Raw genomic sequence first — 24251 nt, forward strand, 5'->3', positions numbered from 1 at the left:
TCTACAAAAGTGAGGTGTCTGGAATGAGTCAAAAGGAAACGATTGTTTCTCAACAAGACCGCAACTTGAAATGGAAAGCATTTGATGTGCTGGAGCGGATTTTGATGATTCTTTGCGGAGTGGCGATAGCGGGCTTTACATTAGGTGTCTTTCTAGACGTCGTTACCCGCTCGATAGGTCATCCGTGGCTCTGGCTCCAAGAGGTAACATTGGGCTTCTTCGTCTACGGAATCTTTCTAGGCGCTTCGGTTGCCGTACGCCGTAATGAGCATGTCATTCTTGCCAATACAACTGAAAATTTGCGAGGAGCAAGCCGCGTACTGCTGGAAACATTTAACCGTCTTGTCGTACTCGGTGTTGCTCTGTCGTTATTGTATTTCGGCTACATCAATTTTCTGCACGGCTTTCAAAGCTATTTGATGCCTTCAATGACCCCGATCGCTGTCTTGACCGTCATTCTTCCCATTTCCGGGGTGCTGATCTCCCTCTTTACGATTGAGCAGCTCATTAATGGGTGGAAAAAAGGATTTCATACGCACTCGATGTTTGAGGAAAACAAGTCGGATGAAGAGGAGATGACCGGATAATGTCAGCTGGAATGATAATCGGATTAATGAGCTTTCTGTTTCTCTTTTTTGGCGTAATTGGCGTGCCTGTTGCCTTTGCGATTATTGCCAGCGTGCTCGTTGCCACCTTGTTCACAGAGATCAGCCTTCCTTCAATGGTCGGTCAGCTGTTTAACGGGATTAACTCCGTCCCGCTGATGGCGGTTCCATTTTTCCTGCTTGCCGGCGAGCTGATGGCCTCAACGAATATTACCGAGCGGATTATCCGCCTGGCCAACAGCCTGGTCGGTCATATTCGCAGCGGGCTGGCCCAAGTAAACACCGTTTTCAGTCTGTTTTTCGCGGGGATGTCTGGTTCCTCAACCGCTGATGTGGCTGCGGCGACGAGAATCCTCGCTCCGCAGATGAAAAATGAAGGCTATCATCCGGCCTTTACCGCGGCGTTGATCGCCGCAACGGCGACATTGGCCAATATCGTGCCGCCGAGCATTATGGCGATCATTTACGGGGCGAGCGGCGGAGTTTCGATTATCGGCATTTTTCTTGGAGGAATTATTCCCGGCATCTTAATCGCCGGCGGCTTTATGGTGTATTGTTTCTTCTTTCAGGCGCCGCCGATTCGCAAACAGCGCTCGACCTTTGTGGAAATCAGCCAGTCAGCAAAGAGGGCGGCGCTTCCGCTGATGATTCCGTTTATTATTATGGGCGGAATTTTGAGCGGCTGGTTTACGCCGACAGAAGCCGGGATGATTGCCGTCGTCTACACGATCTGCGTCGCGATTCCCGTCCTAAAAAAGAGCCATTTGCGCCATCTTCATAAAGATTTTATGAATGCCGGCGTCCTCTATTCGGTGCCGTTAATCTGCGTCGCGGCAGCCTCGGCGTTCGGCTGGATGATTGCTTACTTAAAAGCGCCCGAAGTCGTTTCCGGCTATATCGAGCGCTTTGCCGGCACCAATCCAATTTTGATTATGTTTCTTGTCATCCTGATGTTTATTGTTGTCGGCCAATTTGTCGATGCGGTTCCGGCGATCATTATTTTTATGCCGATTGTCATTTCCCTTGTCGAACTTGGCAATATCAACCCGGTTCATATGGGGGTTATCGTCATTATCACGCTTGCCTTCGGTTTAATTACACCACCGTACGGCCTCGCTTTGCTTTTGGCGTCCGGGTTGTCAAAGGTCCGCTTTAAAGACGCTTTGCTGCAATGCTTGCCGATGTATGGAGTGTTTATTATCACCTTGACGATCGTCGTCTTTTTCCCTGATACGGTGCTGTATTTGCCGAAGGTCTTTATGCCGGAATCAGTCGGCTGCTTTGTCGGACCGGAAGGCGGCTATATTTGTCCATAACGGAAAACAAAAAAATATGAGCGAAAAGAGCTGATCGAGATGAATCAACGAGTTGCTTTAGTCACCGGGGCAGCAAGCGGGATAGGCCGTGCTGTTTCGGAAGCTTTTTTCAAGGAAGGAGTGACCGTCTGTCTTGCTGATCGCGATTTGCAACAGGCGGAAGCTGTCGCTGCGGTGTTCAGGGAATACGGCGGGCGGGCAAGCGCCTATCAGGTTGATGTCAGGAATGAGGAGAGCGTTGAAGCGCTGTTTGACGATATCGGCCAGCAGTTCGGCAGGCTTGATCATTGCGTGACGTGTGCCGGCGTGATTAATAAAACGAAGCTGCTTGAGCTGACGTTGGCTGAATGGGAGGAGGTTATACGGATCAATTTAAGCGGCACATTTCTTTGCGTGCAGAAATCATATGAGCTGATGCTGCCGCAAAAGACCGGCAGCATCGTCGCGATTGCTTCGGACACGGCGAAGCGCGGCGGTGGAAGAATCGGCACCGCCGCCTACGGTGCGTCAAAAGGCGGCGTGCTGGCGATGGTGAAATCAATCGCAAGAGAGATGGCCGGGTCGGGAATCCGGATAAACAGCATTTGTCCGGGCCCGGCTGATACGTCGATGCATCATCAGCTGAACGAGGAATTACGGGAAAGTGTCGCAGCCGCTATTCCGCTTGGGCGGTTTGCGAAGCCGGAAGAGATTGCGAATGCCGTTCTGTTTCTCTGTTCGGATAAAGCGAGCTATGTGTACGGCGAAAGCCTGAATGTCGATGGCGGGATTTTAATGGAATAATGCCAAATTGAGGCGAAGGAGATGATTCGATTGACGAAGAAAGTAAAGCTTGCTGTAGTCGGAATCGGCAGAATATCAACGGCTCATATTCGCAGCATCTTGCAGGCGAAGGAAAAGGCTGAGCTTGTCGCTGTCATGAGCAGAAACCGCAGCCGGGCTGAAAAAGCAGCGAAAGAGTACGGCATTCCGTCCATCTATACCGAATATGAGGAGCTATTAAATAATCCTGAAATTGACGGTGTTATTCTTTGCACACCAAATGAAGTGCATGCGGAGCAGGCGATCGCCGCGGCGCAGGCCGGCAAGCAAATCCTTGTCGAGAAGCCGATGGCGATGAGCGTTGAAGAGGCTGAAAAAATGGTTGAAGCGGCCGACAAGCACCATGTTACGCTGATGATCGCGCAATGCCGGCGCTTTTTTAAGGCGGCACGCGCCGCCAAAGCTTCGCTGAAACAGAAACAAATCGGTGAAGTGATCGACACAACTCATTATTTAGGTGTGTCGTTTGACCGGGTACTGACGGAATGGTGGAACGAAATGAAGCATCTCATTGTTGAGTTAAACGCCCCTCATCCGCTCGATACGACATTGTATCTTCTTGAGGAAGCACCGGAAACGGTCTATGCGGTTGGCGGAAGCTTCAGCGACCAGCTTGCCGGCACAAGTCAGGCGACGATTGTGTTGACATTTCCTTCAGGAAAAACAGCAACGGTTCATCTCTCCTTTCATTGCGCGCCACCTTATAATGAGCGAATCATCGTCGGCACAAATGGGACGATGCGAATTAAGGATGAAAAAGATTTATGGATCGCTGATGAGCTAATGGTGACAGAGCCGTACGGCTCCTATCTTGATGGCGGCGTCAATTTCGAGCGGCAAATGGCGGAGTTTTGCGAAGCGATCATTGATGGGCGTGAGCCGATTGCTTCCGGAAGAGAAATCGTTACGCTGATGAGAGTGCTTGATGCTGTCAAGCAGTCGCTAGATCAAAAGCGGGTGATTTCACTTGCGGAAGAAGGAGAGGGGGTGAAGCAATGAAGCAGCTGCCAATTAAAGTGGGCGATTCGGTTCAATTCAGCAAAACGATCGGCGAGACCGATGTGTATTTGTTCGCCGGGATTACCGGGGATTTAAGTCCGAATCACGTCAATGAGCAGTACATGAGCAAAACAGCTTATAAGAAAAGAATCGCTCATGGCGTGCTTTCGGTCGGCTTTGCCTCGACGACTTCAACATTAATGGTTGAAAAAACCGGCTTGCCTGCTGTCTCATACGGCTATGACCGGATCCGCTTTATTCAGCCGATTTTTATCGGCGATACGATAACCGTGTCATATACGATTACCGAAGTGGACGAAGGCGGGCAAAAGACAAAGGCGTCGATTGAAGTCCGCAATCAGGATGACGAGCTTTGTACCGTCGCAACACATATTTTAAAATTCATCGACAGGGAGGACTAAAGTATGAAGATTGAATTGAACGGGCAGGTCGCGATCGTAACCGGAGCGAGCACAGGAATTGGGGCGGCGATTGCGAAAGGACTTGCCGAAGCTGGCGCCCAAGTTGTCGTCAATTATAACAGCAGCAAAGAGAAGGCGGAAGAGGTTGTTTCCGAGATTGAAAGAAAAGGAGGACGCGCCATCGCGGTCCAGGCTGATGTATCACGCAAGGAAGAAGTGGAAGCCTTATTTGCGCAAACGGTTGACACCTATGGCAAGCTGAATCTTTTAATCAATAATGCCGGCGGTCTGTTAAAGCGAACCGCGATTGAGGAAATGGAGGAAGAGCTGTGGGACCGCGTCTTTGAAGTTAATGCGAAATCGGTCTTTTTATGCTCGAAGCAGGCGATTCCACTTTTGAAACAGCAGGGAGGGGGCAAGATTATTAATCTCTCCTCACAGGCTGCGAGAAATGGCGGCGGTGGCGGTTCGATCGCTTACGCCTCTTCAAAAGGGGCGGTAAGCACGTTTACAAAGGGGCTGGCGAAGGAACTCGCTTCCGCAAATATTCTCGTAAACGGGATTGCTCCGGGAATTATCGCGACGCCGTTCCATGATCGCTACACGCCAGAAGAGATGCGGGCGAAGATGCAGATGCAAATCCCGCTCGGCCGTGAGGGGACACCTGAGGAATGTGTCGGTGCGGTGCTGTTTCTCGCTTCTGAGGCAGCCGATTACATGACTGGCGAAATGATCGAAGTCAATGGCGGCACCTTAATGGACTAAGGGCGGATGAGGGATGACGAATAATCTAGCAGATGTCTTAATGAAAAGCCTGGAGAAAGTGACGGAGATCGAAAAGAAAGTGAGCGATTTTCCTCATATTACGAAGGACGGAAAATGGCTGACATTCCGCTACGGTCATTGGACCGGCGGTTTTTGGACGGGATTGCAATGGATCAAATCACTCTATGAGACCGATCAGCAGGCGGCGCTTCAGCAGGCGGCAGCTTGGGCACGGCGGTTGAAAGCGCGGACGGCTGACAACAAGACGCATGATATGGGCTTTCTTTTCGGCCCGAGCTGCGTAATGGGCGAGCGTCTGACAGGTGACGGCCAGCTGAAAGAGCTGGCGATTGCCGGTGCCTATAATATGAGCGATCTTTACGAGGAGCGAGCAGGATTGATTTTGGCTTGGGATGAGCCGGGCTATGAAGGTGTCGCCATCGTTGATACGATCATGAATTTACCGCTCATGGTCTGGGCAAGTCAAGACACAGGGAACGAAAAACTGGCGCAAACCGCCATACAGGTTGCCGACAACATCATCCGCTATCATGTGCGTGCGGATGCTTCCACCTATCATACAGTGCGCTGGGACACCGAGTCCTTTGCTGTTGTTGAACAAGGGACGCATCAAGGCTTTTCCGCCGAAACTTGCTGGTCCCGCGGGCAGGCCTGGGCACTGTATGGATTCGCCAATATGTATCGCTATACGGGGGAGAAGCGCTATCTTGACTGCTCCGCCAGGCTCGCTGACTACTTCTGGGACCATCTTGACGACGGAACGACTTTGCCGCGCTGGGATTTTTATTTTAGAAATGAGCCGGATGCGCCGATTGATTCTTCGGCGGCGAGCATTGCCGCAGCCGGGATGCTCCTGCTTGCCGACCAATCACCGGCGGAGCAGGAGGCGCGCTGGCATAAGCGCGGCGAGCTTCTTGTTCAGGCGCTGATTGACCATTGCTTTTCGCCCCGGTCTGATTGCTATGGCTTGATTGAAAGAGCGACCGTTGATCAGCCGCGCCGCTCAGGGGTCGGCGAGTCGACGATGTACGGTGATTATTATTTCGTTGAGGCGTTATACCGCTTGATTTATAAAAACGATCACGAGCGATTGGCGCTTTTCTATTAACTGGCAAAAAAAGGGGATGAGAGAATGGAAGTCCTGTCTGCCAAAGAAGCAGCGGCTTTGATTCAGTCCGGACAGACGATAAGCGTCTCCGGAAATGGAGAAATGCTGCTGCCGGATGAGGTTTTGCAACAGCTTGAGCAACGTTATTTGGAAACAGAGCAGCCTGATCAGTTGACGCTCGTGTACAATGTCATTCCCGGAGCACAGCGCAGCGGCACGGGAATTGACCGCTTTGCCCACAAAGGAATGGTGAAACGAATGTATGCCGGAAGCTATTATACGCTGAAGGTAGATCGATTAAACACATTAATTGCTGAAAACGAGGTAGAAGCTTATTTAGTGCCATACGGGGCGCTTTACAATATGGTCCGGGCCGCCGCCGCCCATCAGCCCGGCATTCTGACAGCGGTAGGCCTGCATACGATGGTGGATCCGCGCATGGCGCAAAACAAATTAACGCCACGAACGACGGAGGAGCTGGCGACCGTTCAGGTGATCGACGGCCAGGAATTTTTATTTTGCAAAGCGCTGCCTTCCGATGTCGCGATCATCCGGGCGACAACGGCCGATGAAGATGGCAATCTGTCGCTGGAGCATGAGCCTAATTCCATCGGAATCCTCCACCAGGCAATGGCGGCGAAAAACAATGGCGGCATCGTCATTGCCCAGGTCTCTCAGCTCGCCGAACGCGGCAGCATTCATCCGAAGACAGTGACGGTCCCGGCAATCTTTGTCGATTATGTTGTTCTCGTTCCTGAGCAAATGAAGAATATGCCATACAATCCGGCCTGGACCGGCGATATTCGCCTCCCTGTCAAACAGCTTGCTCCGGCACCGCTCGATTACAAAAAAGTGATTGCGCGCCGGGCAGCAATGGAGCTTGAGCCTGGGGCGCTTGTCAACTTCGGTTTCGGTGTTAGTGCCGGCGTGCCGCAAATCGCCGCTGAAGAAGGCATTGCCGAGCAGGTGATTTTCAACGTCGAGCACGGCCCGGTCGGCGGAATTCCGAACAATAAAGAAGCGTTTGGCGCCGGCGTTAATATGATGGCGGTTATGGATGCTCATGCAATTTTTGATTTTTATGATGCCGGCCGGCTCGATATGACCTGCCTCGGAATGGCCCAGATAGCCTCGGATGGCAGCATTAATGTCAGCAAGGTTAATGGCAAATATAATCTCGGCGGCTTCATCGATATCGTCCATGCGACGAAAAAAATTGTCTTCTGCGGCTCGTTTACAGCAGGGCAATTACATGTCGCGATTGAGAATCAGGCGATCTGCATCATCCACGAGGGCCGGCATAAAAAATTTGTCAGGGAACTCGCGCATCTCACCTTTAATGGCCGTGAAGCGCTGAAAAAAGGGCAGGAAGTTTATTATGTGACAGAGCGCGCCGTCTTCACTTTGACAGATAAAGGGGTAACGTTAATCGAGATTGCGCCGGGAGTTGAGCTGGAGCGCGATATTTTGCAGCAAATGGAGTATCGGCCGCATATTGCAGAGGAACTTACTTATATGGATAAACGCATTTTTTCCCCGGAAAAAATCGGACTAGATGAAGCGGAGCGATTTGCAGGGAAACAATCAAGGAGGTATGCAAGATGAAAAAAGATCTAAAGCTGTCAGGAGTCATCCCCGCTAATTTATTGCCGTTTACAAGCGATTTGGACATTGATGAAAGAAATTACCGCCGCCATCTCCGTGCATTGATTGAGACGCCCGGAGTTAGCGCGATCACAACAAATGGTCATGCCGCTGAAATCGCGACATTAACGCAAGAGGAGCAGCAGCGCAGCCTGGCGATCACCGTCGAAGAGGCAGACAAGGAAATTCCGGTCATTTGCGGAATTTATGCCGATGGGACGAAGCAGGCCGCCGAGCTGGCGAAAATGGCTGAGCGGGAAGGGGCAGATTGCTTATTAATCTTTCCGTCCGCTGTGCTTGACCTGGGCGCGCAGCTCAGACCTGAAATGGCTTATCGTCATTATGAAGCAATCGCCGAAGCGACATCGTTGCCAATGATCGCCTTTGTGTATCCGGTCACGTCGGGACTGCATTTGCCGACCGAAACCGTTGTCCGGATTTGCCGTGACATTGATCAAGTGGTGGCGATCAAAGAATGGTCCAATGACATTAGCGTCTATGAGCGCAACTATCGCGAGCTGAAGGCCCTGCCGAAGCATATATCTGTTTTGACGAGCTTCAGCAAGGCGTTGCTTCCTTCCCTTTGCATCGGTGCGGACGGCATTTTATCCGGGCACGGCAGCATGATTGCCGAAATTCAGGCCGCTTTGTTCGACGCCGTGCAAAAGGCTGACCTCGAGCTAGCAAGAGAGCACGCCGCCCGTCTGTATCCGCTCGTTCAGGTTTTCTATGCCGAGCCATTTATTGATATGCATAACCGGATGAAGGAAGCGATCGCGATGCTCGGCCGGATTGACGAAGCGCATGTCCGCCCGCCGCTTCAACGCATCTCCGCTGAAGAAAGGGAACGGATCAGAAAGGCGCTGATTGAAGCGCGGTTACCAGGCTCGGAAAATCTCCGCTAAAGCAGGTGAAGGCGATGAACAGATTTGCACAGCAAGTCGTGGCGATTACAGGAGCAGGAAAAGGAATCGGGCGCGCGGCGGCGCTCAAATTTGCCTCGGAAGGAGCGGCCGTGCTTGTCACTGACCAATATGAAGCTGACGCCGAAGAGACGGTGAGGCTAATTGAAAAGCGGCAAGGGAAGGCCTTTCCGTTAACGGTAGATGTGCGCGACAAGGAGGCAATCAGCGAAATTCCGGCAATTGCCCGGGAGCAGTTTGCCGCACCGTTAACTGTTATGGTTAATAATGCTGGCATCCAGCAAGTAAAGGATATTTTAACAATTACGGAAGATGATTGGGACCGGATGCTTGACATCAATGCGCGAGGGAGCTTCTTCGGGATGCAGGTGGCAGCAGGGGCAATGAAAGAGAACGAGGCTGGCGGCGTCATTATAAACGTTGCTTCGGTTATGGGCAGGAACGGCCATCCGCTCTACGCCCATTATGGGGCCTCGAAAGCGGCGATCATCAGTTTAACGAAATCATTCGCTCTCGCTCTTGCGGATACGGGAATTCGTGTTAATGCGGTTGCACCCGGGATTGTTGATACAGCGTTATGGGAGAGATGCGACCGGGAGTGGGCAGAGCTGAAAGGAATGAAGGTCGGGGAACCAAAGCGGCAGCGGATTGGCGAAGTGCCGCTGGCACGCGCCGGTACGCCGGAGGATGTCGCCGAAGCGATTGCCTTCCTCGCTTCCCGTGAAGCGGACTATGTAACAGGAGAGTGCATTCATATTAGCGGAGGGGCCTTTATGCTATAAATTTGGTTCAGGAAAGGGGAAAAGAAATGACCGTAGCAAGTGAACTGATTCAATTTGAAAAAAAAACAAATAAAGTAGCCGTGCTGACGCTGAACAATCCGCCATTGAATGTGACAACGCTCGAAGCGACAAAGCAGCTTCGTTCGATTTTGCAAGAAATTGAAGAGGATGATGAGGTGAGGGTCGTCATTATCACGGGAGCCGGTGAAAAAGCATTTTGCGCCGGATCGGATATTAACGAATTTCCAAGCGTACGGGATGATGTTATCGAAAAAAAGCTGAGAAAAGAAAATGAAGCATTCAACGCAATTGAAGCGCTCCCAAAACCGGTTATCGCCGCGATCAACGGTGTCGCCTGCGGCGGCGGAGGTGAAATTGCGTTAGCATGCGACATCCGGATTATCGCCGAAACGAGTCACATCGGCTTTCCAGAGGTCAATTTAGGCGTCTTTCCGGGGAGTGGCGGATTATTCCGTCTTCCGCAAGTCGTCGGCGAAGCAAAGGCCCTGGAGCTGATGTATTTCGGCGATTTAATCAACGCCAAGGAGGCTTACCGCATCGGACTCGTCAATGAAGTGGTTCCTGACGACGACGTTTTTGATTACGCGCTTCGTCTTGCAGAAAGGCTCGCGCAAAAGCCGAAGGAATCATTAAAAGCGATTAAACAAGGAGTAAAGCGATCAAAAAGATTGTCCGTTTCCGAGAGTACGGAGTTGACGCTGGAACTGAGTGATCGGGTTTTTAAAACGCGGGATTGTGAGGAAGGTGTTCAAGCGTTCTTTGAAAAAAGAGAGCCGAGGTTCGAGTAAGTCGTTGTTTAGGGGGGGCCAAAAGGTTGCCCCCTTTTACGATTACGAAGCACTATTACTGCTATTAGTAGTGCTTCGATTGGATTATCAGTACTTCCATCAATTTCAAAAATAGTGCTGTCTTGCTGCCAGCCGATGAAGGTTTCGGGATGATCGCCGAAATCGTAAATCTCAATCACTCCCCGTTAGTCAGGAGCGGAAAGATAATTTGTCTCCGAATAATCTACTACGGAATGGGTAAGCTCTTTTCCACTTACGTAATTCTTGGTTGTGTAAGGATCGGTTGTCTCATTTACTTGAATCAGTCATTTACCCTCGTTCCATGAAAGTAACTGGTAGCCCCTTCTGAAAATGCTTTGAAGACCTATTTAAGATCTGTATGGGTCTTATCTATTGCGTTAGAATTCTTATTTGCCCGTGAGCTTCATCGTCACTGTTTGCACTTCTCGTGACCCCTTGTTTTCTGGTGTCTATGTATCATCTGATCTGTGTAATTGAACAGCTTTATTACTTTCCTGATATATATCTAAGATAAGCAGGAGCGACATGACGCACATTTTAAAAGATTCTTTTTTCGCGCTTTTTCAGCATATTATTAAAAACCAATGAGTAGTTAGTAAAGTGGAAATTTAAGTATTTGTTTGCACTCTTGTTCTATGCGGTAATTATCGTAACGAAAAATTGGGGGCTATGGGTAAGCAAATGCTTAGAAGAGTGGTCGAAGCTACTTACTTATCGACACATAAAACATCAAAAATACCGTGCGGCTTTACGTTTCTTTTACTAGGAACATAATTTTGGGAATTTTTTAAGCCTTCCCATCTGTGAAAATATGAAGACTTTCGCAAATGGAAGAGCTGCAAGGGTATCTGGTATTCTCATATCCGCTGTGAATATCTGATTGCCTATCTCAGGAAAATGAGAAAGTAAAAACAATCGAAGAATTTAAACAGAAGCGGTTCTACTTTCAGGCAACTCCTTACACGATAGAATTCGAACGAATGCTCGTCCGGTTAGAAGAAATAGCGAGTGAGTTTCCAGATTATTAGAAAAGACTCAATCTGAACGGTTTTATGACATTATTAAAATCATTCAGAAGGAAGTTCAAGATAGCACTGACAGTCTCCAGACTTTAACCTATTTCAAAGAAATCACCCAGAATACATCGGATTACTTTACTTATTGACGAAGCGAAAATACAGATTGAAGGTTGAGGAACTCTATTCTCCCCCCAAACAGAAAAGGTAAGCAAATTACTACTTACTTTTTCACCTGCTGCGTAGGGATGATATCAGAAGCTTGCTATTAGGTTTTGAAGTCCAATGAAGCTTTTTTTATATTGCCCCAAATCTCATAATATGAAAGGGTAATGGAAATAGCTTTATAAATCAATCGAACAATTAAAGAGAGTGTAAAACTATCGCTCCTAAAATAGTCCTCGCTAAGTTGGTGGTGTTTGGTTTTAGATTTTAGGAACTTGTCTATCAAGCGTTGCTACTTCCCCATATGTTGGGGTAGCAGCACAAAATCAACACGTGTAAGATCTAACTCACTTTCACATTGTTTTTCCTAATATAAATAGTGATGGTACTTTCCCTTTTCCTGCCATCAAGTCAGCTGGCATTTTCATATACATCTAGTTCTTTTGCCCCCTCATAAAAGTCTTCACAGTGCCTCATCAACTCCACTTTTTAAATACGCTCTTTTTGTCCCAACATACTAAACTGATTCAAATAAGGAAAAGAATACAAATTCTAACTGATCTTAGGGCTTGGTCGATCTTCCTTCTACTAATAATGTTAATATGTTTATTGCTTTTACAAAAGCCGGGTTACTGAGCAAGGTATAATAGTCTTTACAATCCTTATTTATCTTTCCAGCGAAAGAATCAGTTGAATTTTATTATCGATGTTAATTATTGGTTATATCTTCTTGGAAGTGTAATTTGGAAATCTTTTTCTCGTGTATAAGGTATTATTTAGAATTTTTCATAGATTTTTTGTCTTATAATAAATGAGCAAAAATTAAAGCCGATTGATGAAGTTAACACAACAATCTCTTGAAATCTTATTTTGATATATGTATAATTTAAATGAAATCGTTTTTATATTATGCAATAAAAATATTTTTATTGCGAAAGGGATGTTACGGGTGGCTGAAAAACAAAAGGTTAGAATCCAATCAGTTGATCGAATATTAGATATAATAGAAGAAGTATCAAAGGAAAAGCATGGGCTATCCATTAGTGAAATAGCGAAGAGGCTAGATTTACAAGTAAGTACAACTTATAATTTAATTGGCACGCTTAAAACGCGTGATTATATTCATCAAGACCCAGAAACAAAAAGGTATTTTTTAGGGGTAAAAATATTATCACTAAAAAATATATACGTTGAAAATATTGAGATTAAAAGTACGGCTTTACCCTTATTGGAGGAATTACATGAGGAAATTCCTGAAACAATTCATCTAAGTATTTGTCAAGGTGACCATATGGTGCCAATCGCTCGGTTGGATTCAAAATACTCAGTTCGTGTTGATACGGTCTATCCAGGTAATAAAGGACCTTTGTATTGTACGGCAACAGGTAGAGCGCTTTTATTTCAAATGTCGGATCAAGAATTAACATCTTTACTGAATGAAATAGATATTGTATCGTACACTGACCATACACTTACAAATATAGATGCGATTAAAGAAGAAATTGAAAAAAGTAAGAAAAGAGGGTATTCTCAAGACATGATGGAACATCAAGATGATGTTTATTGCATAGGTGCTCCGATTTATAATTATGATAATAAAATTATAGCATCTATTAGTATATCAGTGCCTTCAATCAGATTCTCTCCATTTGAAAAAGAAAGATTGATTGAAAATGTTACGAGAACAGCGGATAAAATATCTGCTAGAGTTGGTTATGAAAAAAGTTAGCGAATGGCGCTTCAATGCCATTGTTCAATAAGTTTAAAGGATGTCCTTTATAGTGGGTGATCTATCCATTATAAAGGACTTTTTCTTTGCGTAAAATGAGATTGACATTCTGTAGAAAGTATAAAGGCCGATTTAAAGAGGTATTTTTCTTTTGTACAATAAAAAGACTCTAATCACTACATTTATTAGTGCAAAAGTGAATGCTCCGATAATTAAATGAATTTTAAAAAATCTGCATCAAGTTCTTGAAATTTTTAAAATCTCTTGTATAATCAAAAGTAATTGTTTATATTATAAAAACACATTCAATTTTATGCGAAGTTTACAAATCGAATAAAAGTTTTGTTTTAAGTTAATTTTTTTGACTTAAATAAAACATAATTAGTTTTTATAATATAAAATAAAAAAGAGAGGATAATCTAATGAGAAAAACAGGAAGCGAAATTATAGTTGATCACTTGATCAAAGAAGAAGTGCCTTATATTATCGGCATCCCAGGACATGGGATTTTAGGATTTGTCGATACATTAAATGAGCGTCAAAATAAAATTAAAAACATTATGGTACGCCATGAGCAAAGTGCAGTACATATGGCAGATGGCTATTATCGTATTAAGAAAAAACCTTTAGCAACCTATGCTTCAATTGGACCGGGCGCTATCAATTTAGCGACAGGTTTAGCTACAAGCTTTACAGATTCTGTTCCGGTTTTTTCAGTGATAGGAGAGACACACACTCATATGTTTGGTCGTGGTGTTTTACAGGAAATCCAAAAATACAATTGGGCAAATTCCACACGCATTTTTGAGCCAATTACGAAAAAAACGTGGCAAGCCACACGTGTCGACCAAGTTCCTCGTATTATGAATATGGCTTTTAATGAAATGATGTCAGGAAGAAGAGGACCAACACTTCTGAATTTACCGATGGATATTCAAGCAGATTCCATTGAAATGGAAGACTATGACCCTAAGCAAAGACGGCATACCGTACAGGATCAGGTGAACATCATCCCTGGAATTGAAAAAGCCGTAAAGTTACTCCTTGAAGCAAAACGACCTATGATTCTAGCAGGAGGAGGAATTCATGGATCAAGTGCATATAAAGAGCTAAAGCAATTAGCGGAATATACAGGTGCCGCTGTTATCACCACATTTAGTGGTAAGAGTGCGATTGAAGAGGATCATCCTTTATATGGCTGGATTGCTGGCGCAAAGGGAACTGATTGTGGAAACAGTATTGCTAGAGATGCAGATGTGATTATTGCCATAGGGTGTCGATTTGCCGATGAATCCACATCTTCTTATAAAAAAGGCGTCACATATAATATGCCGGAAACGAAATTGATTCATGTTGATATTGATCCACATGAAATTGGTAAAAACTATCCTGTTGAATTAGGGATTGTTGGTGATGCAAAACTAGTTATGAGTTCAATGATTCAATACATTGCAGAAAATAATTTACAGGTAGATTGGGAGAAGTCGGCTTACTTTAACGAGATTCAAGAGAAAAAAGCCACATGGTTTACTAAAATGCTTAAGCTACAACATGATACACGTGTGCCAGTTACCCATTCTCGTTTCTTCAAGGAATTACGAGAGTATTTAGATCGAGATGCTATTGTTGCCACATCTTCTGGTCATAGTCAGGCACAATTGCTTCAAGAGTTTCCTTTCTTAGCTCCAGGGACAAATGTAACGACAGCTGGTTTTTCAACAATGGGATTTGCACTTCCAGCTGCATTAGGTGCGAAATTAGCAGCCCCTGATAAGCAAGTAGCGGTTGTTGTCGGAGATGGCGATTTTTCCATGACGTTACAAGAATTGGCGACTGCAGTTCAATATAATATTCCAGTCGTCGCGATTGTGTTAAACAATTCAGGTTGGGTCTGTATTCGGGATTTGCAAACAGATGTATACGGAGCAGACCGTGTCATAGCAACAGAATTTAAGAAAGACAACACTGATGAGCTTTATTCACCTGATTTCACACAAATTGCTAAAGGATTTGGTGTGTATGCAGAAAAAATCAGAAGACCAGAAGAAGTGAAGAAAGCCTTAGATCGTGCATTTAAACAAAATGGTCCAGCCCTCTTGGAGATTGAAGTATTCAGAGAATATCCGCATTCGGGTGTTAGTGCAACTGGCTGGTGGGATGTACCGGTTCCAACGTATTTAGAAGACCGCAGAAAGAAATATGAAGAAGAGAAAAAAGGAGAGAATTTACTTTAAATGTAAATAAGTTTACTAGATTCTGTTGTAGCTGATTTCCTTTGAAAACATAGCTACAACAGAATCATAAATATAAAGGAGGGCAAGGTCTATGTCTGAAAATTTATATATTAACGGTGAGTGGGTAGAACCAGCAAACGGGAAGTATTATCCCTCTTACAATCCTGCAACGCATGAAGTCGTGGGCGAGGTGGCAGATGGTAGAGAAGAAGATATGAAGAAAGCGATTGAAGCAGCTGATGCTGCGTTTGAAGAGTGGGCTGGACTTACAGCGCTTGAGAGAGCTGATTATTTGATGAAATGTTATGACAAAATGAAAGAACGCCAAGATGAATTGGCAGAACTAATGACCAAAGAACAAGGGAAGCCTTTACATGAGGCGAAAGCTGAGGTAAATGGAGCGGCTGACTTTTTCCGCTGGTTTGCAGAAGAAGCGCGAAGAGTGTATGGTGAGACGATTCCAGCGTCAGCTAAAAATAAAAGAATCAAAGTCATTAAACAACCTGTCGGAGTTGTGGTGGCGATTACGCCCTGGAATTTTCCGCAAACTATGGTAACACGTAAAGTGGCCCCAGCTTTAGCAGCAGGATGCCCGGTTATTGTAAAACCAGCCAAACAAACGCCACTAAATGCAGTAGCATTATTTAAAATCTTTGATGAAGTAGGGCTTCCGAAAGGTGTCGTCAACTTAATTACAACTGATAAATCTTCAACCATTAGTAATGAAATGTTCTCAAATGAAAAAGTCCGAAAAATTACATTTACTGGTTCTACTGAAGTAGGAAAGATGCTGACCAGAGAAGCGGCAAATCAAATGAAAAGAGTTTCAATGGAACTTGGTGGACACTCCCCTTTTATCGTTTTTGAAGACGCGGATTTAGATAAAGCGATTGAAGGTGTGATGCAAAGTAAATTTAGAAATGCTGGACAAACATGCGTTTGTGCAAACCGTGTATATGTCCAAAAATCAATTCAAAAAGAATTTGAACAGAAATTTATTGAGAAAGTTCAAAAATTAAAGGTTGGAAATGGCTTGGAAGAGGGGGTTCAAATTGGTCCACTTATTGATGGCGCAGCGGTGAAAAAACAGATCGAACAAGTGGAAGACGCCGTAAGTAAAGGGGCAAAGGTTATTATTGGAGGCAATCAAACGGGAAGTCAAGGTAGTTTCTATGAGCCGACGATTCTTTCCAATGTCAAGGATGACATGAAAATTACACATGAAGAAACATTCGGGCCGATTGCACCAGTGATTACATTTGAAACAGAAGAAGAAGTGATTCAAAGAGCTAACAATGTTAAATATGGCTTGGCTGCCTATTATTATACACAAGACTTTAGTCGATCCATTCGAGTACAAGAAAAATTAGATTACGGCGTTATTGGCTTGAATGATGCATTACCAGCTGTTCCTCAAGCGCCATTTGGTGGCATGAAGGAATCAGGTGTGGGTAGAGAAGGAGGCCATCAAGGTCTTGATGATTTCTTAGAAACAAAATATATTTCGATGCAAATTTAATAAAGGGATGATAGAGATTGTCTCACTTAAATCTCAGTATAAATGAAGGAGGTATTTTACTATGAAATATGCATTCCATAGTGGTTCAATGTATGATATACCATTAGAAGAAGTAATCAAAAAATTAACAGAGTATGGCTATGATGCGATTGAAATTAATGGTGAAAAATTACCATGGATTGAAGATGAGAAGGATATTCATATTCGTTCAAATATGACCGAAAAAGAAATAAAAGAACTGAGGTCATTGTTAGAAAAAAATCAATTAGAAGTTTCGGCAATCAGTGCTCATCTAGAATTGATTGAAAAGGACCCCGTAAAAAGAAGTCAAGTTATTTCTCACTCAAAAACGCTTATTTCTCATGCAAAGCTATTGGGTACAGATGTAGTACATGGACTATCAGGGTTTAAACCAGAAAATATGTCGGACGAAGAATGCTGGGATATTCTGATAGAAGTAATTGACGAAATAGTGGAATATGCTGAGGAAGTAGGGGTTAAATATGCTTTTGAAGCAGTCGTCGGAATGTTTATAAACAGTGGTGAAAAGCTAAAAGAACTTAGAAGTAAAATGACGAAAGGAACACTCTATGTAAATTTTGATCCGAGTCATTTGATTTTAGTTAAGGATGATATCCCTCAGTTAATCCGTGAATTTGGTGAGGATATTGTACATGTGCATTTTAAAGATGGAACAGGAGAAACTGATAATTACGAATTTCCACCTGTTGGAAAAGGTGAAGTGAACATACCTGAATTTGTAAAAGTATTAAAAGAAGTAGGGTATGACGATTATGTTTCAATCGAATATGAAGCAAATTATTTTGGTAATTATTCAAGTGACATTAGTCAGGTAGCTAAAGAAAGCATAGAAATCATGAAAGATTATATAGAGTAGTGTGAGTGTGATACGCTTCGAATGGTTGAACATTGCAGCGCACTTACTGCACCAAGCTTGGACAAAAGGGGGAAATGCCCTTATGTCCAGGCTCTTCATTTATATTATTTAAAAATTAATAAATTCTGATTATTATAAATTAAAAAAACATTGACAATTAACATTTTATTATTTAACATAAAAACGGAACGTCATTTCATTTTTATCAATTATTTATATTTTTTTGAAATGTTGTTTCGTTTATTTAAGGAGGTGAAGAATTGATGACAATCAAAGATACTAGCTCAAGCGTGGACCGAACTTTACGTTTAATAGAAATTATTTCTCACAGTCCAAATGGGGTGAGTTTAGCCGAAATAACTGAAATGACCAAGATACCCAAAAGCACTGTATTTCGGTTATTAGAGAAATTATTAAACTATGGATATGTTGACCTTGATCGAGATACCGAAAGATATGTACCAGGTTTAAAAGCTATTGATATTGGCGTAAGCGCATTACTAAATACAAATATTGTAGATGCATCCATACCTTATTTGCGAGATTTATCAGAAAAAACTGGGGAAACCTCTTTCTTAGGTGTACACAGTGAAGGTGAAATTGTTTATTTGTATAAAGCAGAAGGAACACAAGCGATTTTAACACCGAGTCAATTAGGCTCAAGAAGACCTGTACATTGTACTGGTCTCGGTAAAGCGATATTTTCAGGTTATTCTAATGAATTTATATTGAAGGTCCTAAATGAACAAGGAATGAAGCAATATACCAAAAAAACCTTAGTTACACCTGAAAGCTATTTAAGCGAAATTGAGGAGGTCAGAAGAAAAGGATTTGCAGCGGACCTGGAAGAACTTGAAATCGGTTTAGGTTGCTTTGCAATGCCGGTTTATAATTTTACTGCAAAAGTCGTTGGCGCAATATGCGTGTCAGGTCCTGTGGAGCGTGTTCTCTCTAATGAAAGTAAGTTAATCTCATTATTAAGAGAGTCCGCTCAACAAGTTTCAAAAAGATTAGGTTTTGTACCTAATATGATGATTAAATAAATTCTTATTAAAGGATAGGGTGAAAAAGAATGGATAATAAGAAAGCGAAAAAAAATGGAGCAGACATTATTGTCGATTATTTAATTGAAGAAGGGGTCCCCTATGTAGTTGGTCTTTGTGGACATGGTAATGTAGGTCTTATTGACGGTTTAGAGAAAAAGAAAGATAAAATTAAAACTATTTCTGTTAGACATGAAAGTGCAGCTGGTTTTATTGCAGATGCATATTATCGAATTAAACACGAACCAATTGCAACCTTTACATCATGTGGTCCTGGTTCGGCGAACCTACCTGTTGCCTTAGCTGGTGCGATTATGGATTCTTCTGCATTTATGGCGATTACTGGTAATGTTCCTACTCAACAATTTAACCGAGATCCTTTTCAAGAATCAGGGAAGTATTTTCAGGGAGATTTCCCTTCGGTTGTTAGACCCTATGTGAAAAGAAGCTATCAACCAACAAGAACAGAAATGGTACCATTAGCCGTTCGCCAGGCGTTTAAAGAAATGGTTACTGGTACTCCTGGCCCTGTTCATTTGGATGTACCATTAAATGTTTTTGTAGAAGAGGATGAGGTAGAACAGCCAAATCCAGAAAAATTTAGAAAAAGCATCATTGAAAGATCAGGCATTGACCAAGGTTTAGTTGCACAGATCATTGAGCTTATCAAAAATTCGAATAAGCCTTTAATTGCAGCTGGTAACGGGGCTATATTATCTGAAGCATCAGAAGAAATTACTGAACTCTGTGAATTTTTAAATATTCCGATTCATACGACACCACAAGGTAAAGGAATTATTGATGAAAGACATAGGCTGGCTTTAGGAGCTTCGGGAAGAAATGGTACGTTTGTTGCTAATGAAGCAGGCAAAAATTGTGACTTATTAATTGCATTTGGTTCAAGCTTTGACGATCGTTCAACAAGTGCTTGGTTGGATGGGTATACGTATGATACACAAAAAACAAAAATTGTTCATATAGATATCAACCCTAAAGAGATTGGCAAAAACTATCCTGTTGAATTGGGAGTCATTGGAGATGCAAAAACGGTAGCTCTTCAACTTTTAAAAGCAGCTAAAACAGAGTTTGCCTCGGCAAAGCCAAACTTTAACGAATGGATAAGTGAGGTTGAAGAATGGAAATCAATCTGGGAATCTCATATTGAAAAGGAATTTCGGAAAACTGAAACTCCAGTACACCCAGCGCGTCTCGTCCATGAAGTAAGAAAGGCATTACCTGAAAATGGAATATTGGGTGTGGATGTTGGTGTGCACCATAACTGGGTAGTTCAATATTGGAAGGCATACAAACCACAAAAATTATTACAATCTTGGGGCTTTGCAAGTATGGGACTATCAACATGTGGAATTTTAGGGGCTAAGCTAGCTTCACCAGATGATCCATGTGTAGCTGTAGTTGGAGATGGTTCATTCATGATGCATCCTCATATTCTTGCGACAGCAAAAGAATATAACATTCCTGTTGTTTGGGTTATTTGGAATAACTATGCATATGGTTCGATTCGTGATTTACAATATGGTTACTTTGGAGGAAGGGAACTGGTAACAGGTTTTGTGGAACAAGAGACGGGGGAACTTTACAATCCAGACTTTGTTTCACTCGCGCAATCGTTTGGAGTTGGCGCAGAAAAAGTGACAAATTCAAATGACATCTCCAGCACAATTGAAAAAGCCATCGAACTCAATCAACCATATCTAATCGAAGTAGAAGTAAATCGTGAAATCAAGCCACCAGGAACGGGTACTTGGGTATTACCACCTTTCAAACATCCAGAACCAAATTTTGATCCTAGTAAATAATTAACCACAGAATGGGTGAAAATTATATGAGTATGAAAGCAGTTGCAAAAACCCAACCTGGGTACGGTAATTTTGAGTTAATAAACTTGCCTATTCCGAACGAGCCAAGTGATCATGAAGTTCTAATTGAAATTAAATCTGTCGGTGTATGCGGTACAGATTTATCAATTTATAAATGGACTGAAACCGTCGCCAAAGAATATAATCCATCCTTTCCGTTAATACCTGGGCATGAATTTGCTGGGGTAGTTAAAAAGGTAGGAAAAAAAGTAATAAATTTTAAAGTTGGCGATAAAGTTGCGGTGAATCCACACATCTCTTGTGGGAAATGCCAATTTTGCAAAAATGGCAGTCAAAATATTTGTCAGCATAGACCAATTCTTGGTTGTCATGCCAATGGTGGGTTAACTCAATATGTAAAAGTAAGAGAACAAAACGTGTTTAGATTACCAGATCATTTACCCATATACTTAGGTAGTTTGGCTGAACCGATGTCGGTGGCTGTTCATGCTCTGAAACGTGTAGAGAATGACAAAAATAACACAGCAGTCATTGTTGGTGCTGGTACAGTAGGGCTGTTACAAGTAATAGCTTGTCGTGCTGCAGGGTACCAAAAGGTTATGGTATTAGGTCTTAACGTAGATAAAGGTAGACTGAAAATTGCGGAATCACTTGGAGCTATCTCTATAAATATAGAAACACAAGATGTGTTTGCGGCAATGAAGCAGCATATCGGAATGCCATATGCTGATGTCGTATTCGAAGCTGCCGGAACTAATTCTTCTATTAAATTATCAATAGACATTGTCAAACCAACGGGTAGTGTCGCGCTTACTGGAATAGCCTCCTCATCAACAGATATCGAAACGACCAAACTCGTGTTTGCCGAAAAATCAATTATTGGTTGCCGCGCTTATAACTTGGCAACTTGGCCAATCACGATGGAATTAATGGGGCGATCGATAGAAGAACTTAAATTAATTGTCACCCATCGAAAAACAATATCAGAGTTTGCTGAGGCTATTGAACTGTTAATTACACGCGAAAGTTTGAAGGTAGTCATAGAGCCGCACAAAATGTAATCAAGGAAGGTGTGCAAAAAAATGTCTGATGAACAACTGTTATTCATAAATGGAGAGTTTAAAAAATCTGAACATAAAGAACCAGTAATAGACAAATATAGTAGAGAAACAGTTTCATATGTTTATTTTGCTGGTGAAAAGGAAGTTAAAGAGGCTGTTGATGCAGCTAAAAAACAATACAAAATTGACAAATTACCTCCATTTAAGAGATATGAAATTTTACTAAAAGCAGCAGAAATAACAAAAGGAAGAAAAAAACAAATCGCTAAAATAATGGTTTCTGAAGCAGGTATGACATTTAAAGATGCAATGGGCGAGATCGAAAGGGCGATTCATACTTTGGTCATATCGGCTGAAGAAGCTAAACGGATCACAGGGGAAGTATTACCAGTAAAAGCTAATCCAGGAATGGAAAAAAGAGTAGCTTTTACTCAAAAAATTCCTAAGGGTGTAGTTTGTGCTATCACTCCGTTTAATGCACCCTTTAGTAATGTGATTCACAAGCTAGCTCCTGCTATCGCAGCGGGAAATACGGTTGTCCTAAAGCCAGCATCAATTACACCTCAGTCTGCATTAGCAGTTTTGGATATTATGATAGAAGCCGGAATGCCTCCAAAACATGTCAACGTCGTATTTGGTGAGGTTGAGACAGGAACGTATCTATTAGAAAATAAAGACATTAATTTTTACACATTTACAGGAAGTACAAGAGTTGGAGAAATTATAAAAACGAAATCAGGTTTAAGAAATGTTTCACTTGAGCTTGGTAATAATTCTGCGACTATTGTGACACCTAATGCAGACATTAAATTCGCAGCTCCAATTATTACGAAAGCTTCCTTTAGGAAAGCTGGGCAAGTTTGTGTATCCTTACAAAGAATCTATGCACATGCATCCATCATAGATAATCTAGCCGATGAATTGAAATTATTAATTAACAATTTAAAGGTAGGAGATCCTATGAATCCAGAAACAGATGTGGGTCCAGTGATCAATGATGACAAAATTGAACAAATTAAAGATTGGATTCAAGAAGCGGTACATTCTGGTGCTGAAGTTATGACTGGCAATAAGGTTGAAGGATCCATTTTCTACCCGACGTTAATCAAAAATGCCTCTCAAAATATGAAGGTTGTTTGCAATGAAATATTTGGGCCAGTACTTAGCCTTGTTCCTTATAAAGATTTAGATGAAGCTATTAGACTTGTTAATGATTCAGAATACGGCTTACAGGCAGGCGTTTTTACAACGGACATTAATGAAGCAATGAAAGTCGCTCAAGAAATAGAAGCTGGAGGCGTAAATATTAACGAAACATCGAATACTCGTTTTGATGCAATGCCTTATGGCGGCGTTAAAAATAGTGGCATCGGTAGAGAAGGTCCTAAATATGCAATTGAAAGTATGACAGACACCAAAATCATTCATATGAATTTATATTAATTGAACAAAAAGGTAATTTAAAAGTCAGAAAACTAAAAAGGATGTGAAGAATGGAGATCGGAATTAATACTTACCCTTATTTATGGAAATGTGATGTTAATGAAGCCTTTAAACAAATCAATAAACTGGGAATTCGGAATGTTGAAATATTGACTTCACCACCACAATTTGATTTTAGAAGCATTGATTCTGCAAAAAGGGAGGAAATTTTAAAAAACAGTAAAGCGTATAACATCAACTTAGTTGCTCTAAATCTACCTGGACAGGATATTAATCTGGCAAGTCCTTTTAATGAAATGCGTGAATTTACTGTTGATCAATATAAATATTTGATTGATATCTCTGCAGAATGGGGAGTTCCATATGTAGTAATGCCACCGGGGAGATTACACCCTCTTTTACCCCCGCAATTTGAGTGGGCCTGGGGGAAGGCTAAACCACATATCGTAGAGCTTGTGGAATATGCTGAACAGAAAAATGTATGCATGTTAATTGAAAACATACCGAATATGTTTTTCCAAAGAGCTGAAGAGATACAAACAGCATTAAATGAGATTAAAAGTAATCATTTTAAAGCAATTTATGATGTATCAAATGCATATATGGTAGAAGATCCAGCAGAGGGAATCAGGAGACTAGGAAATGAGATTAAAATTATTCACCTATCAGATACGACTAAAAAACGATGGCAGCATAATGTGATTGGTGAGGGAGATGTTGATTTTAGTAGCATTTTCCAAGCACTTCAGGAGATTAAATATGATCGATATTGTATATTAGAAATCATTCATCCTGAAGCTGAGGAAGGCATAACAACGAGTATCAACAAATTAAAAGAAGAACATAAATGGGTGTTTTAATTTAATAAGAACAAGAAATGCTAAATGCCAATGCATCTGAAAAAATAGATGCATTGGCTAAAATTAAATTAAATTTCGTCAGTAGCATTGCATAAATAAATTCTATTGATGTCAAATCACTGTTTTTTAGTCACTCTAATAAGTCTGAACATTCAGTTTTTTAATCATCCAAGTCAAGTGAAAAAAGGACAGCAGGTAAGTAAAT

21 protein-coding genes are annotated in these 24251 nt (G+C 42.7%); all 21 read left to right on the plus strand.

Features of this window, described 5'->3' with window-relative positions:
* Positions 1–23 precede the first annotated feature (23 nt).
* The 21 genes from M3212_RS11075 to M3212_RS11175 all read left to right on the plus strand — a co-directional run bounded on the left by M3212_RS11075 (position 24) and on the right by M3212_RS11175 (position 24046).
* On the plus strand, positions 24–587 hold the full coding sequence (locus tag M3212_RS11075) for a TRAP transporter small permease (protein WP_251194031.1): 564 nt from the start codon (positions 24–26) through the stop codon (positions 585–587).
* A complete protein-coding gene (locus M3212_RS11080) occupies positions 587–1921 on the plus strand; it encodes a TRAP transporter large permease (RefSeq protein ID WP_251194032.1) in 1335 nt (444 codons plus the stop codon). The genes M3212_RS11075 and M3212_RS11080 overlap by 1 nt, the downstream gene beginning before the upstream one ends.
* A 39-nt stretch (positions 1922–1960) precedes the next feature.
* Positions 1961–2704, plus strand: coding sequence for an SDR family NAD(P)-dependent oxidoreductase (locus M3212_RS11085; RefSeq protein ID WP_251194033.1), 744 nt, complete (start codon positions 1961–1963; stop codon positions 2702–2704).
* 30 nt (positions 2705–2734) lie between these two features.
* Complete coding sequence (locus tag M3212_RS11090; protein ID WP_251194034.1) at positions 2735–3742, plus strand: Gfo/Idh/MocA family protein; 1008 nt, start codon at positions 2735–2737, stop codon at positions 3740–3742.
* Positions 3739–4164, plus strand: coding sequence for a MaoC/PaaZ C-terminal domain-containing protein (locus M3212_RS11095; RefSeq protein ID WP_251194035.1), 426 nt, complete (start codon positions 3739–3741; stop codon positions 4162–4164). Before M3212_RS11090 ends, M3212_RS11095 begins: the two co-directional genes overlap by 4 nt.
* Before the next feature lie 3 nt (positions 4165–4167).
* Positions 4168–4929: an SDR family NAD(P)-dependent oxidoreductase gene (locus M3212_RS11100; RefSeq protein WP_251194036.1), complete on the plus strand. Its 762-nt coding sequence runs from the start codon at positions 4168–4170 to the stop codon at positions 4927–4929.
* Between the two features lie 13 nt (positions 4930–4942).
* Positions 4943–6058 carry a glycoside hydrolase family 88 protein gene (locus M3212_RS11105; protein ID WP_251194037.1) on the plus strand — a complete coding sequence of 372 codons (1116 nt, stop codon included), beginning with the start codon at positions 4943–4945 and terminating at the stop codon, positions 6056–6058.
* A 24-nt stretch (positions 6059–6082) separates the two neighbouring features.
* The gene (locus M3212_RS11110; RefSeq protein WP_251194038.1) at positions 6083–7663 is read left to right on the plus strand and encodes an acyl CoA:acetate/3-ketoacid CoA transferase; all 1581 of its coding nucleotides are present in this window, start codon (positions 6083–6085) and stop codon (positions 7661–7663) included.
* Positions 7660–8607, plus strand: a complete 948-nt coding sequence (locus M3212_RS11115) for a dihydrodipicolinate synthase family protein (protein ID WP_251194039.1) — start codon at positions 7660–7662, stop codon at positions 8605–8607. Before M3212_RS11110 ends, M3212_RS11115 begins: the two co-directional genes overlap by 4 nt.
* 14 nt (positions 8608–8621) lie before the next feature.
* Positions 8622–9407, plus strand: coding sequence for an SDR family NAD(P)-dependent oxidoreductase (locus tag M3212_RS11120; protein ID WP_251194040.1), 786 nt, complete (start codon positions 8622–8624; stop codon positions 9405–9407).
* A gap of 26 nt (positions 9408–9433) precedes the next feature.
* Entirely contained in the window at positions 9434–10216 is a 783-nt protein-coding gene (locus tag M3212_RS11125; protein WP_251194041.1) for an enoyl-CoA hydratase/isomerase family protein, read from the plus strand.
* Positions 10217–11151: 935 nt separating this feature from the next.
* Positions 11152–11265 (plus strand): DUF2397 domain-containing protein, encoded by a 114-nt coding sequence (locus M3212_RS11130; protein ID WP_251194059.1) that lies wholly within the window; start codon positions 11152–11154, stop codon positions 11263–11265.
* 1102 nt (positions 11266–12367) lie between these two features.
* The gene (locus M3212_RS11135; protein ID WP_251194042.1) at positions 12368–13147 is read left to right on the plus strand and encodes an IclR family transcriptional regulator; all 780 of its coding nucleotides are present in this window, start codon (positions 12368–12370) and stop codon (positions 13145–13147) included.
* A gap of 422 nt (positions 13148–13569) precedes the next feature.
* The gene (locus M3212_RS11140; protein WP_251194043.1) at positions 13570–15381 is read left to right on the plus strand and encodes a thiamine pyrophosphate-binding protein; all 1812 of its coding nucleotides are present in this window, start codon (positions 13570–13572) and stop codon (positions 15379–15381) included.
* Positions 15382–15472: 91 nt separating this feature from the next.
* Positions 15473–16900 (plus strand): NAD-dependent succinate-semialdehyde dehydrogenase, encoded by a 1428-nt coding sequence (locus M3212_RS11145; RefSeq protein ID WP_251194044.1) that lies wholly within the window; start codon positions 15473–15475, stop codon positions 16898–16900.
* A gap of 61 nt (positions 16901–16961) precedes the next feature.
* Positions 16962–17798, plus strand: a complete 837-nt coding sequence (locus tag M3212_RS11150) for a sugar phosphate isomerase/epimerase family protein (RefSeq protein ID WP_251194045.1) — start codon at positions 16962–16964, stop codon at positions 17796–17798.
* A 263-nt stretch (positions 17799–18061) separates the two neighbouring features.
* A complete protein-coding gene (locus M3212_RS11155) occupies positions 18062–18841 on the plus strand; it encodes an IclR family transcriptional regulator (protein ID WP_251194046.1) in 780 nt (259 codons plus the stop codon).
* A 29-nt stretch (positions 18842–18870) separates the two neighbouring features.
* Positions 18871–20661, plus strand: a complete 1791-nt coding sequence (locus M3212_RS11160) for a thiamine pyrophosphate-binding protein (protein ID WP_251194047.1) — start codon at positions 18871–18873, stop codon at positions 20659–20661.
* 26 nt (positions 20662–20687) lie between these two features.
* Positions 20688–21743 (plus strand): zinc-dependent alcohol dehydrogenase, encoded by a 1056-nt coding sequence (locus tag M3212_RS11165; RefSeq protein ID WP_251194048.1) that lies wholly within the window; start codon positions 20688–20690, stop codon positions 21741–21743.
* 21 nt (positions 21744–21764) lie between these two features.
* A complete protein-coding gene (locus M3212_RS11170) occupies positions 21765–23186 on the plus strand; it encodes an aldehyde dehydrogenase family protein (RefSeq protein ID WP_251194049.1) in 1422 nt (473 codons plus the stop codon).
* A gap of 50 nt (positions 23187–23236) precedes the next feature.
* Complete coding sequence (locus M3212_RS11175) at positions 23237–24046, plus strand: sugar phosphate isomerase/epimerase family protein (RefSeq protein WP_251194050.1); 810 nt, start codon at positions 23237–23239, stop codon at positions 24044–24046.
* Positions 24047–24251: the final 205 nt, after the last annotated feature.

This window comes from Halalkalibacter oceani, assembly GCF_023715705.1.
GTDB classification, from domain to species: Bacteria; Bacillota; Bacilli; order Bacillales; family Bacillaceae_D; genus Halalkalibacter; species Halalkalibacter oceani_A.